General features: G+C 64.7%; 14 protein-coding genes and 1 pseudogene. 6 read left to right on the plus strand and 9 right to left on the minus strand.

What is annotated here, in order from left to right:
• Positions 1–44: 44 nt before the first annotated feature.
• Both EN852_RS29150 and EN852_RS29155 read left to right on the plus strand, forming a co-directional pair.
• Positions 45–530: a thioesterase family protein gene (locus EN852_RS29150; protein WP_127863264.1), complete on the plus strand. Its 486-nt coding sequence runs from the start codon at positions 45–47 to the stop codon at positions 528–530.
• A 146-nt stretch (positions 531–676) separates the two neighbouring features.
• Positions 677–874, plus strand: coding sequence for a hypothetical protein (locus EN852_RS29155; RefSeq protein WP_095815615.1), 198 nt, complete (start codon positions 677–679; stop codon positions 872–874).
• A 31-nt stretch (positions 875–905) separates the two neighbouring features.
• On the opposite strand, the gene EN852_RS29160 is transcribed toward EN852_RS29155, so the two are convergent.
• Entirely contained in the window at positions 906–1,382 is a 477-nt protein-coding gene (locus tag EN852_RS29160) for an Lrp/AsnC family transcriptional regulator (RefSeq protein WP_127878929.1), read from the minus strand.
• An 88-nt stretch (positions 1,383–1,470) separates the two neighbouring features.
• On the opposite strand from EN852_RS29160, the gene EN852_RS29165 reads away from it, so the two are divergent.
• Complete coding sequence (locus tag EN852_RS29165) at positions 1,471–2,391, plus strand: DMT family transporter (RefSeq protein WP_127878824.1); 921 nt, start codon at positions 1,471–1,473, stop codon at positions 2,389–2,391.
• 64 nt (positions 2,392–2,455) lie between these two features.
• Here the strand turns inward: EN852_RS29165 and EN852_RS29170 are convergent, their stop codons facing one another.
• Positions 2,456–3,343: a dienelactone hydrolase family protein gene (locus tag EN852_RS29170; protein ID WP_127878822.1), complete on the minus strand. Its 888-nt coding sequence runs from the start codon at positions 3,341–3,343 to the stop codon at positions 2,456–2,458.
• Between the two features lie 214 nt (positions 3,344–3,557).
• Between EN852_RS29170 and EN852_RS29175 the strand changes: the two genes are divergently transcribed.
• On the plus strand, positions 3,558–3,995 hold the full coding sequence (locus EN852_RS29175; protein ID WP_127863260.1) for a hypothetical protein: 438 nt from the start codon (positions 3,558–3,560) through the stop codon (positions 3,993–3,995).
• A 15-nt stretch (positions 3,996–4,010) separates the two neighbouring features.
• Here the strand turns inward: EN852_RS29175 and EN852_RS29180 are convergent, their stop codons facing one another.
• Complete coding sequence (locus EN852_RS29180) at positions 4,011–6,326, minus strand: glucose/quinate/shikimate family membrane-bound PQQ-dependent dehydrogenase (RefSeq protein ID WP_127878820.1); 2,316 nt, start codon at positions 6,324–6,326, stop codon at positions 4,011–4,013.
• A gap of 240 nt (positions 6,327–6,566) precedes the next feature.
• On the opposite strand from EN852_RS29180, the gene EN852_RS29185 reads away from it, so the two are divergent.
• Positions 6,567–9,212: a UvrD-helicase domain-containing protein gene (locus EN852_RS29185; RefSeq protein WP_127878818.1), complete on the plus strand. Its 2,646-nt coding sequence runs from the start codon at positions 6,567–6,569 to the stop codon at positions 9,210–9,212.
• 10 nt (positions 9,213–9,222) lie between these two features.
• On the opposite strand, the gene EN852_RS29190 is transcribed toward EN852_RS29185, so the two are convergent.
• From EN852_RS29190 to EN852_RS29210, 5 genes are all read right to left on the minus strand, one after another.
• Positions 9,223–10,269 carry an ABC transporter permease gene (locus EN852_RS29190; protein WP_127878816.1) on the minus strand — a complete coding sequence of 349 codons (1,047 nt, stop codon included), beginning with the start codon at positions 10,267–10,269 and terminating at the stop codon, positions 9,223–9,225.
• Entirely contained in the window at positions 10,269–11,057 is a 789-nt protein-coding gene (locus EN852_RS29195; protein WP_127863256.1) for an ATP-binding cassette domain-containing protein, read from the minus strand. The genes EN852_RS29190 and EN852_RS29195 overlap by 1 nt, the downstream gene beginning before the upstream one ends.
• A gap of 88 nt (positions 11,058–11,145) precedes the next feature.
• The gene (locus tag EN852_RS29200) at positions 11,146–12,153 is read right to left on the minus strand and encodes a substrate-binding domain-containing protein (protein ID WP_126060124.1); all 1,008 of its coding nucleotides are present in this window, start codon (positions 12,151–12,153) and stop codon (positions 11,146–11,148) included.
• 82 nt (positions 12,154–12,235) lie between these two features.
• On the minus strand, positions 12,236–13,141 hold the full coding sequence (locus tag EN852_RS29205; RefSeq protein WP_189546252.1) for a sugar phosphate isomerase/epimerase: 906 nt from the start codon (positions 13,139–13,141) through the stop codon (positions 12,236–12,238).
• A gap of 2 nt (positions 13,142–13,143) precedes the next feature.
• Positions 13,144–14,175, minus strand: coding sequence for a Gfo/Idh/MocA family oxidoreductase (locus tag EN852_RS29210; protein ID WP_127878812.1), 1,032 nt, complete (start codon positions 14,173–14,175; stop codon positions 13,144–13,146).
• Between the two features lie 197 nt (positions 14,176–14,372).
• Between EN852_RS29210 and EN852_RS29215 the strand changes: the two genes are divergently transcribed.
• Positions 14,373–15,398 (plus strand): LacI family DNA-binding transcriptional regulator, encoded by a 1,026-nt coding sequence (locus EN852_RS29215; RefSeq protein WP_127878810.1) that lies wholly within the window; start codon positions 14,373–14,375, stop codon positions 15,396–15,398.
• Between the two features lie 82 nt (positions 15,399–15,480).
• Here the strand turns inward: EN852_RS29215 and EN852_RS42585 are convergent.
• A pseudogene (locus tag EN852_RS42585) lies at positions 15,481–15,625 on the minus strand (IS110 family transposase); the annotation flags it as partial.

A 15,625-nucleotide genomic window follows, 5' to 3' on the forward strand; every position in this document is an offset into this window, starting at 1 on the left:
CCTCACCAGCCACGCCCTGTCCAGCGACGATCGAGGAAACCAAGATGACCATCCCCGCCCCCTTCATCTCCGACCCGATGGCCATCGAGAAGGACTGGATCGACTATAACGGCCATCTCAACATGGCCTATTACAATGTCCTGTTCGACCGCTGTTCGGATGTGGCCTTCGAGATGATGGGCATGGGGCCGAACTACGCAAAGGATCGGCGCCTCACCATCTACACGGCGGAAGTCCATGTCTGCTATGTTCAGGAGCTGCATCTCGACCACAAGGTGAAGGTCTCGTTCCAGCTCATCGACCACGATGAGAAGCGGCTCAGAGCCTATCAGGAAATCCGCCATGTCGACGGCTGGTTGGCGGCGACCTCCGAGCAGCTTGCGCTGCATGTCGACATGGCCGGACCGCGGGTCGCGCCCTTCCCCGCCGACGTGATGGCCAAGGTGGACGCCATGCGCGCCGCCCATGCCGCGCTGCCAATGCCGGAACGCGCCGGCCGCTCGATCGGCATCAAACGCAAGAGCGCTTGAAGCACCTCACCGCCGGCGTTAACCTTACCAAGGTTTTAACGTGAACAACCCGCTTGAGTCCGTTGAACGACTCAGTGGCGCGTTTGAAAACCGCCGTACCGGGTTTGCGCGCGGGCGGCTGGCGGAATGCGGTGCGAGGACAGTGCATGAAAACCGACATCAAGGTCGAGGTGGAGCGCTTGGCGGCCGATCCACGCATCACCGACTATGATTTCTGGCGATCGCTGAAGAACGTCAACAACGAGATCTTCCACATCGCCAACAACAACGAGCCGATCCCGTTCGACATGATCCGCTGGCGCGCGATCCTGACCCAGGCGCGCATGCGGCGCGGCCACGCCTGATTCGTCCCCTCCGCCCATCATCCCTACCCCGTCACTTCTGCCTGGACCCGCCCAGCGGCGAGCGCGGTTCGACTGGTGACGACTGGATGATGGCGGTGTTGGTCATTGCATAGGGAATAATCCGGTCGATCACGCGTTCGAGTTCGCTGACCGAGCCCACATGCGCCAGCGCGATGAAACAGTCCTCTCCTGTCACGCGGTCGCATTGGGCGATTTCCGGCAGGTCGCGAATAATGTCCGCCACCACCGAAAGCTGCCCCGGCACCGGCCTGATCCTCAGCCAGGCCGACAGTTTCAGCCCGAGCGCGGCCGGATTGATCCTGACCGTATAGGCCTCGATCACGCCGTTCTCCTGCAGCTTGCGGATGCGCTCCGCCACGCTCGGCGCCGACAGCCCGACCGCGCGCGCCAATTCCGCGGTGCTGATGCGTGCATCCTTTTCCAGGAGCCGCAGGATCTTCAGGTCCACGGCGTCCAGGCCGGGATTTTCATTTCGAAGGTTTTTCAATTTCTTTATCTTCCATTGGAAGTTAGAAAATAAAAGAGGCCGCTGATCACACATATAAGCCGTGCATTTCGCCTGCGATAATGCGCGCATGGCCAGCCAAACGCAAACTCCAGCCGCAAACCACGCCACCGGCAGAACCGACGCCCCCCGCCCTATCCCTGCCCTCGGCGGATTGGCCAATGCGCTGCCGCCGCATGTCTGGTTCTGCGTCAGCGCCGTGTTCCACTATCTGGGACCCGCTTTCGCGGTGCTGCTTTTCGATCAGGTCGGCGTCCTCGGCATGGCCTGGCTGCGCATCGCCACCGCCGCTCTCATCTTCGCCCCCTTGACCAGGCCCTGGCGCGTCTTCGCGCGCGCCGACCGCGCTCAGCGGCTGCTGCTGCTGGCCTTCGGCGCATGCCTTGCGGTGATGAACTGCTCGTTCTATCTGGCGCTCGACCGACTGCCGATCTCTCTGGTGGCGGCGATCGAGTTCGTCGGCACGATCGGGGTCGCGCTGGTCGGCCTGCGCAGCCCGCGCAACTTTGCCGCGCTGGCCATTGCCGTCATTGGCACCTTGCTGCTCATCGACGTCAAATGGTCGAGCGATCCGCTTGGGCTGTTTTGGGCTTTTCTCAACGGCGCCTTGTTCGTTGGCTACATCGTGGTCGGCCATCGCATTGCCCAGACCGGCATCGGCATTGCCGGCCTCGGCGCCGCCATGGCGGTCGCATTCTTCATCGTGCTGCCGATCGGCTTCCGCGAGGCGCTGCCCGCCTTCTCGTCGCCGCAACTGCTTGTCGCGGCGATCGGAGTCGGCGTCTGCTCCTCGGTCATCCCCTATATCTGCGACCAGCTCGCCATGGCCAGGCTGCCGCGCGCGAGCTTCGCGCTGATGCTGTCGCTTCTTCCACTCACGGCAACATTGATCGGGATCATCGTGCTGCGCCAGGTGCCGAGCGCCACCGACTGTATCGGCATTGCGCTGGTCATCGTCGGCGTCGCTTTCCACAAACCGGCACTGGAATAATCCATCGACGTTGCCATTGAGGCGTGTCGTTTGCAGGCCTGCCTCACCTGAATATCGGCACGCCTCAGGCCAGCTTCTCCTTCAGGAAAGCAACCGTCCGGCCCCAGGCGAGATCGGCGGCTTTCTTGTCATAGCGCGCGGCCGAGGTGTCGTTGTTGAAGGCGTGGTTGGCGCCTTCATAGACATAGACCTTGTATTCGACATGCGCGGCGTCGAGCGCTTTCTTGTAGGCATCGATGCCGGCATTGGTCCGGCTGTCGAGACCGGCATAGTGAAGGAGCAGAGGCGCCTTGATCTTCGCAGCATCCTCAGCCTTTGGCTGCATGCCGTAATAGGCGACGCCGGCGCTGAGATCGGGCGCATGGACGGCGAGTTGGTTCACCGCGCCGCCGCCCCAGCAGAAACCGACCGCCCCGACCTTGCCGTTACCATCCTTGAGGCTCTTGAGATAGGCGACCGTCGCCACGCCGTCCGCCGCGACCTGGGCGGCATCGAGCTTGGTGAACATGTCGCGCGCCTTGTCCTCGTCGGACGGCGTGCCGCCAAGCGGCGACAGGAAGTCCGGCGCCAGCGCCACGAATCCCTCCAGCGCCACGCGTCGGGCGACATCGCGGATATGCGGGTTGAGACCTCTGTTTTCGTGGATCACGATGACGGCGCCGAGCTTGCCCGACTGATCGGCCGGCTTGACCAGGTAGGCTTTCATCTCGCCGCTCGAGCCGGGATAGATGATGTCCTCGCCCTTAACGCGGCTATCATTCTCGGCGACGACCGCCGCCTTTGCGGAATTGGCCGCCAGCATCGGGGCGATCGCGGCCGCCGCGGCGCCCGAGCCCGCCAGCCTCGTCAACTGCTCCATGAAGCGGCGCCGGTCGAGCGTCAGATGCGTGTATTCGTCATAGGCGTCGATCATCGCCTGCGTGATGACGGGCTTGGCAACGGGCTCGGTCATGGCTTTCCTCGACGACAACTGGGAGACGATTGGCAGGGTGATCCGCAAGATAGGGTAGGGATTCAAGCGGTCCAGTCACGTCCGGATGACGATCAAGAGAGCCGCAGCTCGCCCATCACATTTTGGTCATTTCCGAAAGCCTTGATGATGCTGTCACATTAGGAAGGAAAAGCTGCTGGCGCAGCTTCGATCCGATCGACGAAAGGGGAACGCCATGAACATCCAGGATATCATCAACACCGTTTCCTCGAAGGCCGGCCTCGACGAGCCGACCACCGAGAAGGTCGTCGGCACCATCTTTTCCGTGCTCGAGCACGAAGCGGAAGGCACCAGCGTTTCGTCCTTCTTCGCCCAGATCCCCGGCGCCGACGCGCTGGCCCAGAAATATGACGTCATGGCTGCCGGCGCGGCGGCCGGTTCGGGTGGCGGCCTGTTGTCGTCCCTGCAGGGCGCGCTTGGCGGCGTGCTCGGCGAAAAGGCCGGCGCGCTGATCAACGGCGTCGCCGCCCTCAAGGCGTCCGGTCTCGACATGGCGCAAATCCGGCAGGCCGGCGAGACCTTGATCAAGCAGGCCGAAGCCGCCGCCGGTCCCGACCTGACCAACCAGGTGCTGGACCAGGTGCCCAGCCTGCGGGGCCATCTCGGGCTTTGAGGCCCGACGCCTCCCTCACTTGGGCAGCGTGTAGGCCATCACATAGTCGCCCGGCTTGGTGCCGACCGAGCCGTGGCCGCCGGCGACGATGACGACAAACTGGCGGCCGTCGGCCACGGTGTAGGTCATCGGTGTCGACTGCCCGCCCGCCGGCAGCCGCGCCCGCCAGAGCTGCCTGCCGGTGGTGAGGTCGTAGGCGCGCAGATAGTCGTCGACCGCCGCGCCCAGGAAAGCGACGCCGCCCGCCGTGATCATCGGACCGCCTATGCCTGGAACGCCGACCTTGAGCGGCAAGGGCAGTGGCGTCATGTCGTAGACGGTGCCGTTGCGGTGCTTGTAGGCGATGTTTCCCGTCTTGAGATCGACGCCGGCGACATAGCCCCAGGGCGGCGCCTGGCAGGGAATGCCGAGCGGCGACAGGAACGGCCCCATCACCACCGCGTAAGGCGCGCCCTCGTTGCGGTTCAGACCCTGCTCGCTGCCCTTGGTGTTGTCGCCCGGCGGCGGCACGTCCGCGCGCGGAATGAGCTTGGACGTAAAGGCGAGATAGGTCGGCATGCCGAACATCACCTGCCGCACCGGGTCGACCGCGACGCCGCCCCAGTTGAAGACGCCGAAATTGCCGGGATAGATCAGCGAGCCCTGCAGCGAGGGCGGCGTGTAACGTCCCTCATAGCGCAGCTTCTTCAATTCGATCCGGCACGCCAGCTGGTCGAATAGGGTGATGCCCCACATGTCGGCGCCGGTCAGCGGCTTCGGATTGAAGGACAGGTCGGAGGCCGGCTGCGTCGGCGAGGCGTGATCGCCTTCGATTGCCCCGCCAGGCGCCGGCACTTCCTTGACCGGGATGATCGGTTCGCCCGTGCGCCGGTCGAGCACATAGAGGTCGCCCTGCTTGGTCGGCCCGACCAGCGCCGGCACCACGCCGCTCGCCGTCGTGACGTCGACCAGCGACGGCTGCGCCGGCACGTCCATGTCCCACAGATCGTGGTGCACGGTCTGCCGCACCCAGCGCAATTGTCCCGTGTTGAGGTCGAGCGCGGTGATCGAGGAGGAGAATTTCTCGACATTGGCGCTGCGGCCCATGCCGAGCTGGTCCGGCGTCTGGTTGCCGAGTGGCAGATAGAGGAGTCCCAGCTTCTCGTCGGCGCTTGCGGTCGACCACATGTTGGGCGAGTTGTGGGTGTACATTTGCCCGGCAGGCAGCGGCGTCGTCACATCCGGATTGCCGGAATCCCAGTTCCACAGCAGCGCGCCTGTGTCGACGTCGAAGGCGCGGATGACGCCCGACGGCTCCTCGGTTGAGTAATTGTCGTTGACCGCGCCGCCGACGATGATCTTGCCGTCGACGATCAGCGGCGCCGATGTCGAATAGTAATAGCCCGACTTCGGATAGGGCATGTTGGCCATCAGGTTCAGCGTGCCCCCCTCGGCGAAGGACGGACAGACCTGCCCGTTCGCGGCGTCGAGCGCGATCAGGCGAGCGTCCGACGTCGGCAGATAGACGCGCTGCGCGCATGGTTGGCCGACCGCGATCTTGGCATCGGCATAATAGGACACGCCGCGGCAGGTCTGGTGCTGGCGATTGGGGTCGAGCTTGATCTTCGGATCGTAGCGCCATTTTTCCTTGCCGCTTGCGGCATCGATGGCGATGGCGAAATTATGCGGCGTGCAGATGAAGAGCGCATCGCCCACTTTCAGCGGCGTGACCTGATAGGTCGTCTCGCCGACATCGTCGGGGCCTTTCACGTCGCCGGTGCGGTAGGTCCAGGCCGGCTGCAATTTGGCGACATTGTCCGGCGTGATCTGGTCGAGCGGCGAATAGCGCTGGCCGAACGGCGTGCGGCCGTAGAAGTGCCACTCACCGGCCGGCATGTCGCCACCGAGGTTGGCAGCCGTCGTAATCTTCTCAGTGCCGAGCGTCCCCGCGATATCCTTGGGATCGGCCGTCATCGAATAGCCTGCGACCGCGAGCGAGGCGAGCACGGCCAGGATCAGCGGCGCGCGGGCATCCGGCCCGCGCAGACCGCGCCTTGCCCATGGCGTCAGCAGCCAGAGCGCGACCAGCACGATGACGCCGCCGCGCGGGCCGAGCTGCCACCAGTCGAAGCCGATTTCCCACACCGCCCAGCACAGAGTGGCGAGCACGAACAGCGCGTAGAGCCAGAGCGACGTCGACCTGCGCCTGAAAAGCAGCCAGCCGGTGATCAGGAACACCAGTCCGGCGATCAGATAATACCAACTGCCGCCCAGCACCGCGAGCCAGATGCCGCCGCCGCCGAGAATGAGACCGATGAGGAAGAGGACGAGGGAGGTGATGGTGACAGCCAAGACGGTGCTCCTTCGACTGTTGCGCGCATCAAGCAATTCCAGGAAAAGTGTGAAGCGGTTTTCCGTCCGGAACTGCGTCAAACAAGATTGAGCCGCCAGGCGACGTCATGCCGTCCCTGCCCTGCCGTCACAGCTTTCCCCTGCCCGCTACGGCTGTCAAGTTGATCCGGGACACGCGAAACTAGAACAAAACGTAGACAGTTCTGGTCTTTCGCTGCCGAATCACTACATTCGGGGGCGATGTCGGGCTTTTCCGAAGACATGCCTTTTTTCGATGAACCGAATGCGCGGCCCGCGGCGGCCCCGTCCGGCATAGCCGCGCGCGCCATGGCCGCCCGCAGCGGCCAGAACAGCGCGCCCGATTACCTGAGGGGCCTGAACCCGGAGCAACGGCTCGCCGTCGAAACCACCGAAGGCCCGGTCCTGGTGCTGGCAGGCGCCGGCACCGGCAAGACGCGCGTGCTCACCACCCGCATCGCCCACATCCTCGCCACCGGCAGGGCCTTCCCGTCGCAGATCCTGGCCGTCACCTTCACCAACAAGGCCGCGCGCGAGATGAAGCAGCGCATCGGCCACCTGATCGGCGAAGGCAATGTCGAAGGCATGCCCTGGCTCGGAACCTTCCATTCGATCGGGGTGAAGCTGCTGCGCCGCCACGCCGAGCTTGCCGGGCTGAAATCCGATTTCACCATCCTCGACACCGACGACGTGGTGCGGCTGATCAAGCAGTTGATCCAGGCCGAGGGGCTGGACGACAAGCGCTGGCCGGCTAAGACCTTTGCCCAGATGCTCGACAACTGGAAGAACAAGGGCCTCGGCCCCGACGAGATTCCGGAAGGCGATGCCCGCAGCTTCGGCAACGGCAAGGGCCGCCAGCTCTACAAGGCCTATCAGGAACGGCTGCAGACGCTGAATTCCTGCGACTTCGGCGACCTGCTCTACCACCCGATCCGCATCTTCCGCGCCTACCCGGACGTGCTGAAGGAATACCACCGCAAGTTCAAATACATCCTGGTCGACGAGTACCAGGACACCAACACCGCGCAGTACATGTGGTTGCGGCTCTTGGCGCAACGCCCCCAGGTGGGACGTTCTGCCAGTTCCGACTCGGCCGAAGGCCGCAAGCCCGACCGGGCGTCCGAGCCGTTGCGAGGCCCCCGCGGAGGGCCCGCGCCGGCAGGCGCGGAACAGCCCGTGAGCGTGAATATTTGCTGCGTCGGCGACGACGACCAGTCGATCTATGGCTGGCGCGGCGCCGAGGTCGACAACATCCTGCGCTTCGACAAGGATTTTCCGGGCGCCACCATCATAAGGCTGGAGCGCAACTATCGCTCCACCGCGCATATCCTGGGCGCTGCCTCCCACCTCATCGCCCACAATGAGGGCCGCTTCGGCAAGACGCTGTTCACCGACCGCGACGACCCTGAGGACGACAAGGTGCATGTCCATGCCGCCTGGGATTCGGAGGAAGAGGCGCGTGCTGTCGGCGACGCGATCGAGGCCTACCAGCGGCAGAAGCACAATCTCAACGATATGGCGATTCTCGTCCGCGCGTCCTTCCAGATGCGCGCCTTCGAGGATCGCTTCATCACGCTGGGCCTCAACTACCGCGTCATCGGCGGCCCACGTTTCTATGAGCGCCTCGAAATCCGCGACGCGCTGGCCTTCTTCCGCGTCGTTGCCAATGGCGGTGACGACCTCGCCTTCGAGCGCATCGTCAACGTGCCGAAGCGCGGCCTGGGCGAAGCCACCATTCGTCAAATTCATGATACCGCCCGCGCGATGCGCATTCCGATGCTGGAAGCGGCCGCGACGCTCGCCGAAAGCGACGAGCTGAAGCCGAAGCCGCGCGCAGCACTCCGCGAGGTCGCGGCCAATTTCGAGCGCTGGCAGAAGGCGCTGGAGACCACGCCGCACACCGAACTCGCAGAGACCATTCTCGAAGAGAGCGGCTACACCGACATGTGGAAGAACGACCGCTCGGCGGAAGCGCCCGGGCGGCTGGAGAACCTGAAAGAGCTGATTCGCTCGATGGAGGAGTATGAATCGCTCCGCTCCTTCCTCGAACATGTGGCGCTCGTCATGGATGCCGAGCAGAATGCCGAGCAGGACGCGGTCTCGATCATGACGCTGCATTCGGCCAAGGGCCTCGAATTCGAGACCGTGTTCCTTCCCGGGTGGGAGGAAGGCCTGTTCCCGCATCAGCGCGCGCTGGACGAAGGCGGCCGCTCCGGCCTGGAGGAGGAGCGCCGGCTCGCCTATGTGGGCCTGACGCGGGCGAAGAAGAACCTGCATATCTGGTTCGTCTCCAACCGTCAGATCCATGGCCTGTGGCAATCGACCATCCCGTCGCGCTTCGTCGACGAGTTGCCGGAAACCCATATCGACATCGCCGAGGGCGGCAATTCCTATGGCGGCTACGGCAACCCTTATGGCGGCGGCGCCTTCGCCTCAGGACGTGGTGGCGGCGGCCGGCAAAATCCCTATGGCGCCTCGCGTTTCGACAATGTCGGCGCCAAGGACCAAGGCAGCTTTTCCAACACCTATGCCACGCCCGGCTGGCAGCGCGCCCAGGCCAACCGCACCGAGGCGACCGACCGCAACTGGGGCACCCGCTCCGGCCACCAGGTCGAGCGTATCGGCTATGGCGAGACCGACTCGGGCTACGGCGCCGGCCGCACTTCGGTGAAGGGCCGCACCATCGAGGGCGAGCTGGTCGCCAAATCCGTTGCCGACACGCCATCCGCCTTCAATGTCGGCGACCGGGTGTTCCACCAGAAATTCGGCAACGGCAACATCGCGGCCATCGACGGCAACAAGCTCACCATCGACTTCGACAAGGCCGGCCAGAAACGCGTGCTGGACGGGTTTGTCGCGCCGGTGTGACCCGGCCTCCTCACCTGTACCGTGCCTGGTTCCATTTGTGCCCCAGCAGCGACAGGATGATGATCAGCCCGTTGAAGAACTGCACGTAGAAGCCGCTGAGGCCAGCCGCCACGACGCCGGTCTGGATGAACGACACGGTGACCGCGCCGATCGCGCCGCCGACGACGGTGCCGATGCCGCCCCAGGTCGGCGTGCCGCCGACGAACACCGAGGCGAGCACCGGCAGCAGATAGCCGTCGCCCGCCGTCGGCCACCAGGTGAAGTTGATCATCACCGAAAACGTGCCGGCGATCGCGGCGCCGATGCCGGTGAAGACGAACACCTTCACCCGCACGAGCTTGACGTCGATGCCCATCTGCTTGGCGCTGTCCGGATTGTCGCCAACCACCTTCACCTGCGCGCCGAAGCGGTGCCGGTTGAAGAGTAGCGCCGAGAACACGACGAAGGCTATGGCCCAGAAGATCTGCACCGGAATGCCCCAGATCTGGCTGGAGAAGATCTTGTAGGCCAAGCTGTCGGCCAGATTGGTCAGCGCCGTCGACTTGCCCTCGTTGATGATCTGGATCAGGCCGCGCAGCAGGAAGTTCATGCCGAGCGTGGCGATCAGCGACGACAGCCCGCCATAGACGACCAGCGAGCCGACCAGGAAGCCGAGCAGCGTGCCGGTGACCAGCGCCGCCGCGATGCCGAGGAATGGATCATAGCCGGCCTGCACCACCAGCGCGAAGACCCAGGAGGCGAACCCCATCGTCGCCGGAAACGACAGGTCGATTTCGCCGCAGGTGACGACGAAGACCAGCGGCACCACCACGAACAGCGCGACGGGCAGCGTCGTCAGCACGGAGCTGTAGAGATACCAGGTGGTGAAGACGGTCGGGTTGGCGAGCATGAACACCGCCATCATGACGATGAAGACGGCAAGTGTGCCCAACGAAGCGCGGTTGTCGAGCACGAAGCCGCGCAGCCAGTGGTTCGACGGATGGCTCCACTCCTTGGCAGCCTGGCCGCTTGTTCTCCTGAGAGGCGTTTGCAGATCGGGTTCCGTGGCCTTGCTCATCACGCTCTCTGCTCCGCGCCCTCGTGCAGCCCCGGCAAGCCGCCGGGATGTGCCACGTCTTCCATGAAGTTGATCAGGTCGTCGGCCGACTTCACCTCGTTGCGGTCGGCCGTCAGCGCCACCTTGCCGCGGTCGAGCACGACGAAACGGTCGGCGATGTCGAAGACATGGTGGATGTTGTGGCCGATGAAAAGGATCGAGCGGCCGCTCGCCCGCACCTGGCGCACGAAGTGGAACACCTTTGCCGTCTCGGTCAGCGACAGCGCCGTCGTCGGCTCGTCGAGGATGATCAGCTCCGCCTGCTTGTAGATGGCGCGCGCGATCGCCACGCCTTGCCGCTCACCGCCCGAAAGCTGGCCGACGATCGACTGCGGCGTGAACACTTTCGAGGTGAAGCCGATCTCGCGCATCAGCCGGCTTGCCTCCGCGATCTCCTTGTTGACCTTCAGCCAGCCCATGAAGCCGGTGAGCTCGCGGCCCATGAAGATGTTGCGCACGATGGTCTGCTGCACGGCCAGCGCCCGGTCCTGGAACACCGTCTCGATGCCGGCGTCGCGCGAACGCGCGGCGCTCCATCCGGCGACCGGCTTGCCGCGCACGAGGATCTCGCCGCTGGTCGGCTTGACCACGCCGGACAGGATCTTGATCAGCGTCGACTTGCCGGCGCCGTTGTCGCCGATCAGGCCGACCACCTCGCCGCGATCGACGCTGAGGTTGACGCCGCCCAAGGCATAGACCTGGCCGTAGGATTTCTTGATGTCGCGCAGTTCGATGATGCGTTCGCTCATGCGATCCTCGCTTGAATTGCCTGTTATGCCTGCCTCGTCCGCAGGCGGTCCCGCCGGCCGGGTTGGGTCCGGCCGGCGGCCTGGGAGGTCAGCGCAGCGCCTGCTTGGCGAGCTCTGAGACGATCTCGTAGTTCTGCGGCGTGACGAAGCCGGCGCCGGTGTCGACATTCATGGGCGCAAGACCGAGCACGACCTGCTGGCAGAGACTGAGAATCGGCAGGTAGCCCTGCATGAACGGCTGCTGGTCGGCCGTCAGCTGCACCCAGCCGCCCTTGAAGGCTTCGACGATCTGCGGGCTGGTGTCGAAGCCGAAATTGAAGATGTCGCCGGGCTTCCTGCCCGCCGCCTGCATGTAGGTGGCGACATTGCCGAGCATCTGCCCGCCGGGATAACCGACCGCCTTGACGCCGGGATTGTTGAGCAGCGCGGCGGTGATCGGCGGGATCGCTAGATTGGGATCGGCTGCCCATTCGGTTTGCGAATTGATCTGAACCACATCGACGCCGGCCTCCTTCAGCGCGGCGACCGTCCCGCGCTCGCGCGCGCCGCGGCTCTCATTCTCGAACGGGCCGATCATGATCGCCTTGTCGCCGGCCTTCAGCCCGGCCAGCTTGAACGCCTCGGCGCCGAGCGCGCGGCCCTGCTGCTCCTGCTGCGCCCCGACATAACCGCCGCCGAACGCCGCCACCACGGTCGGCACCGGAACATTCTGGTACATCATCTTGATGCCGTCCTTATGCGCCTGCTCGGCCAGCGGCATGATCGCCGCGTCGCCCGGATGGCCCATCATGGCGATGCCCTGGGGCTTGACGGCGACCGCCTCGCGCAATTGCTGCACCATCTTTTCGACGTCCCAACCGGAAAAGATGTAGTCGACCTTCGGCCCGAGATCGGCCGCTGCCTGCTTGGCGCCATTATAGACGATGGTGCCGAAGGCATCGCCCTCGGCGCCGCCGACGAAGAAGCGGATATGCACGTCCTTGCACCATTGGGCGTCAAGCGCCTTTGCCGGCAGAGTGGAGATCGAGGCGCAGAGCGCCGTGGCGGCCGCCACGACGGTCGAGCGCAGAACAGTCCTTCTGGTCGTGATGCTCATGCACGTTCCTCCCTTTTGGTCCCTCGCGGTGGAGGGTTTCGACAATGATTTGGATCGGCCGGTTCCTCCCGCCGGCCGGCACTCAAACCGGATTGGGCAGGTAGCTGTTCCCTCCCCGGCATTGCTTGAGATATTCCAGCGCCCGGATCTGGCCGGTGATCTCCAGGTCGCCGCGATAGACCGGGTCGTGCCAGCCCTCGATGTCGATAGCGCCCTTGTAGCCGGCCAGCCGCAATTCGCTGATCACGCGAGTCCAGTCGCTGTCGCCGAAGCCCGGCGTGCGCATCTGCACGAAAGGCAGGCGGCCGAACACGCCGTGCTCGCGGATCACGTCCCAGCGCACCGTCGCGTCCTTGCCATGGACATGGAAGATGCGCGGCGCCCATTTGCGGATCTGCGGGATCGGGTCGATCAGGTAGACGAGCTGGTGGCAGGGCTCCCATTCCAGCCCGAGATTGTCGTTGGGCAACTCGTTGAACATCAGCTCCCATGCGTCCGGGTTGTGGGCGATGTTCCAGTCGCCGCTTGCCCAATTGCCGTCCATGGCGCAGTTCTCGAAGGCGATGCGCACGCCCTTGTCGGCGGCGCGCCTGGCCAGCGGCCCCCACACCTCGCGGAAGCGCGGCAGGCTGTCGGTGAGCTTCTTGCCGCGCAGGCGGCCGGTGAAGCCGCAGACCATCGAAGTGCCGAACAGATGCGCGTTGTCGATCACCGTCTCCCAGGCCGCGAGCACGCCGCGATCGACCTCGCCGCTTTCGAGCGGATTGCCGAAAACGCCGAGCGACGACACGGTGACGTCCGCATCGCCGATCGCGTCACGGATTTCGCCCGCCAGGCGCTTCAGGTCCTTGCCGCCCAGCGTCTGCCAGAAGAAAGGCTGGATGCTCTCGAAACCTAGCGGCAGGATCTGTTTCACGTAGGCGGCGGGATCGTCGAGATTGGCCCGCACCATGGTGCCGATCCTGATATCGAGAAGCGGGTTTGGCATCGTCATCCTTCCTGGGTCGCGATCGCCACGCGCCGTCCGGTCTCCGCGCTTTCGATTGCGCCGAAAACCATGGCGAGGCTTTTGATGTTGTCGACGCCGCGGGTCTCCGGCTCGGTGCCGGTTTGGATCGCGCGCATGAAATCCTGGATGATGCCGAGATGTCCGCCGACGCGATCGGCGGGGTCGAGTGCCGGCACCTCGATGGCTTGCGTCTTGTCGATGATACCGTCGCGGCCGGACGCGACCACCTCCGCCTTCAGCCCGTCATGGCCGTCCCACAGCAGGCTGCCGCGCTCGGCGACGATGCGCCAGCTGCCTTCCCAGCTGGTGCGGAAACCGTCGGCGCACCAGGAGCCGGCATAGGTGAAGACCTTGCCGCCGCCGAGGTCGAAGACGGCGCTGGCCGACGAGCCCTGCCGGTACCACGAACTGGCCGGCTCCCATTCCTGGCAATAGACGCTGGCCGGCTCGCCGGCGACCATGTAGCGCGCGGCGTCGAAGGTGTGGATCGCCATGTCGAGCAAAAGCACATGGTCCATTTCCTCGCGAAAGCCGCCGAAATGCGGCGCGATGAAGAAATCGGCATGGATGCTGGTCGGCTTGCCGATGGCGCCGGAATCGAGGAAGCGCCTGATACGCCTGACATTGCCGAGATAGCGCCGGTTCTGGACGACGGCATGGACGCGCCCGGCCTGCCGCGCCGCCGCGATGATGGCCCGCGCATTTTCCGGGCTGTCGGCCAGCGGCTTTTCGGTGAGCAGGTGGCAATGATGGGCAAAGGCCGAAAGCGCGACCTCGCGGCGTGCCGCCGGAACCACGACATCGAACACGGCGTCGGGCTTCGTCTCATCGAGGACGGCGTCGAGGCTGGTACCGACGACTGCGTTGGCGAGATCGTATTCGCGCGCCCTCGCCTGAGCTCGGTCGGCATCCAGGTCGACAAGGCCGGCAATGGCCAGCCCGTCGATCTGCCTTGCGGCATCGAGCCACTGCCTGCTCATGGCTCCGCACCCGACCAGGACGACCTTCATCATCCAGCGCTCCTCCTCCGCTCGGCCCCTCCAGTCCGAGTGTCACGGCATTTGCGGCATCACCGTAAACGTTTTTCCGTAAACGTTTACGAGAACACACCCGCTGGCTTAGAATGTCAATCACCTGCTCGCGAAAATCGACACCCACTGCTTGGCCTGAAGGGCGGCCGGTGCTAGCGAAGACAGGGGGAGAACCGGCCTTGGCGTCCAGCATCCACGATCTCGCGCGTCACCTGAACATTTCGATCGGCACCGTGTCCCGCGCGCTGAACGGTCGCGCCGACGTCAATGCGGAGACGCGCCAGCGCGTGCTGGAGGCGGCCAGGACGCTGAATTATTCGCCCAACCAGTCGGGCCGCAGCCTGCGCCAGGGCGCCACCCGGTCGATCGCCTTCATGCTGCAACCGCATCCCGGTGACCAGCAATATGGCGAGCCGTTCTTCATCCCGTTCCTGACCGGCCTGCAGGCGCGGCTCGCCGAAAGCGACCTCGATCTGATGGTCGTCATGGGTGAGCCCGGTCAATATCAGCCGGAGAGGCTGCGCCGCGTGGTTGAGACGCGGCGGGCCGACGCGGTCGTGTTGGCCAATACAAGGCGGGAAGACGACCGGATCGACTATCTCAGCAAGGCCGGCTTTCCCTTCGCCACGCTTGGCCGAAGTCAATCCGGCGGCGACACCTATCCCTCGCTCGATATCGATTTCGAGAGGGCGGGTGAGGAAGCCGTCGATCGGCTGGTCGCACGCGGCCACCGCCGCATTGCCGCCATCCGCCCTTCGCTCGATCTCAACTTCGGCTACCTGTTCCTCGACGGCTATCGCAAGGCGCTGAAGCGGCACGGCATCGAAGTCGACCCCGGCCTGATCGCCGACGGCTTCATCAACGAGACCGGCGGCTACCAGGTGACGCCGCGTGTCATGCTCTCCAAGGACCAGCCGACAGCCATCATCTTCAACAATGACGCCATGGCGCTCGGCGGCTGCAAGGCACTGGCCGAGATGGGCATCAGGCCCGGCCACGACATCGCGGTGATCGTCATCGTCGACACGCCGCTTTGCCGCTACTTCTCGCCGACGCTGACCGCCTTCCGTCCGTCGCTGGAACCCATGGGACGGAGGCTGGCCGAGATGCTGCTGGCCTCCCTCCCCGCCTTCGCCGGTCCCGAAGGCACACGCATCATCCGCGAGGTCTGGCCGCTGGAGCTGGTCGCGCGCGAGAGCGATTAAGGCGGAAGCGCTTTCCCTTCTCCCCTTGTGGGAGAAGGTGGATCGGCGCGTTAGCGCCGAGACGGATGAGCAACTGTGTTTGTCAGAGCCTGTTTGGATTCCAAGGTTCGTTGTTTCGGATCATTGCACTGAGGATGGTCAGGATCTTTCGCGCGACGGCGACGAGCGCGACCTTGGGCTCTTTGCCCTTGGCAATGAGACGCTGATGGAAGGCCTTGAGGACAGGA

The organism is Mesorhizobium sp. M2E.F.Ca.ET.209.01.1.1 (assembly GCF_004010375.2).
Lineage (GTDB): Bacteria > Pseudomonadota > Alphaproteobacteria > Rhizobiales > Rhizobiaceae > Mesorhizobium.

Coding starts and splice junctions, on each gene's coding strand:
- EN852_RS29150 (WP_127863264.1), top strand. CDS start 45: ATGACCATCCCCGCCCCCTTCATCTCCGACCCGATGGCCATCGAGAAG.
- EN852_RS29155 (WP_095815615.1), top strand. CDS start 677: ATGAAAACCGACATCAAGGTCGAGGTGGAGCGCTTGGCGGCCGATCCA.
- EN852_RS29165 (WP_127878824.1), top strand. CDS start 1,471: ATGGCCAGCCAAACGCAAACTCCAGCCGCAAACCACGCCACCGGCAGA.
- EN852_RS29170 (WP_127878822.1), bottom strand. CDS start 3,343: ATGACCGAGCCCGTTGCCAAGCCCGTCATCACGCAGGCGATGATCGAC.
- EN852_RS29175 (WP_127863260.1), top strand. CDS start 3,558: ATGAACATCCAGGATATCATCAACACCGTTTCCTCGAAGGCCGGCCTC.
- EN852_RS29185 (WP_127878818.1), top strand. CDS start 6,567: ATGTCGGGCTTTTCCGAAGACATGCCTTTTTTCGATGAACCGAATGCG.
- EN852_RS29190 (WP_127878816.1), bottom strand. CDS start 10,269: ATGAGCAAGGCCACGGAACCCGATCTGCAAACGCCTCTCAGGAGAACA.
- EN852_RS29195 (WP_127863256.1), bottom strand. CDS start 11,057: ATGAGCGAACGCATCATCGAACTGCGCGACATCAAGAAATCCTACGGC.
- EN852_RS29200 (WP_126060124.1), bottom strand. CDS start 12,153: ATGAGCATCACGACCAGAAGGACTGTTCTGCGCTCGACCGTCGTGGCG.
- EN852_RS29205 (WP_189546252.1), bottom strand. CDS start 13,141: ATGCCAAACCCGCTTCTCGATATCAGGATCGGCACCATGGTGCGGGCC.
- EN852_RS29210 (WP_127878812.1), bottom strand. CDS start 14,175: ATGATGAAGGTCGTCCTGGTCGGGTGCGGAGCCATGAGCAGGCAGTGG.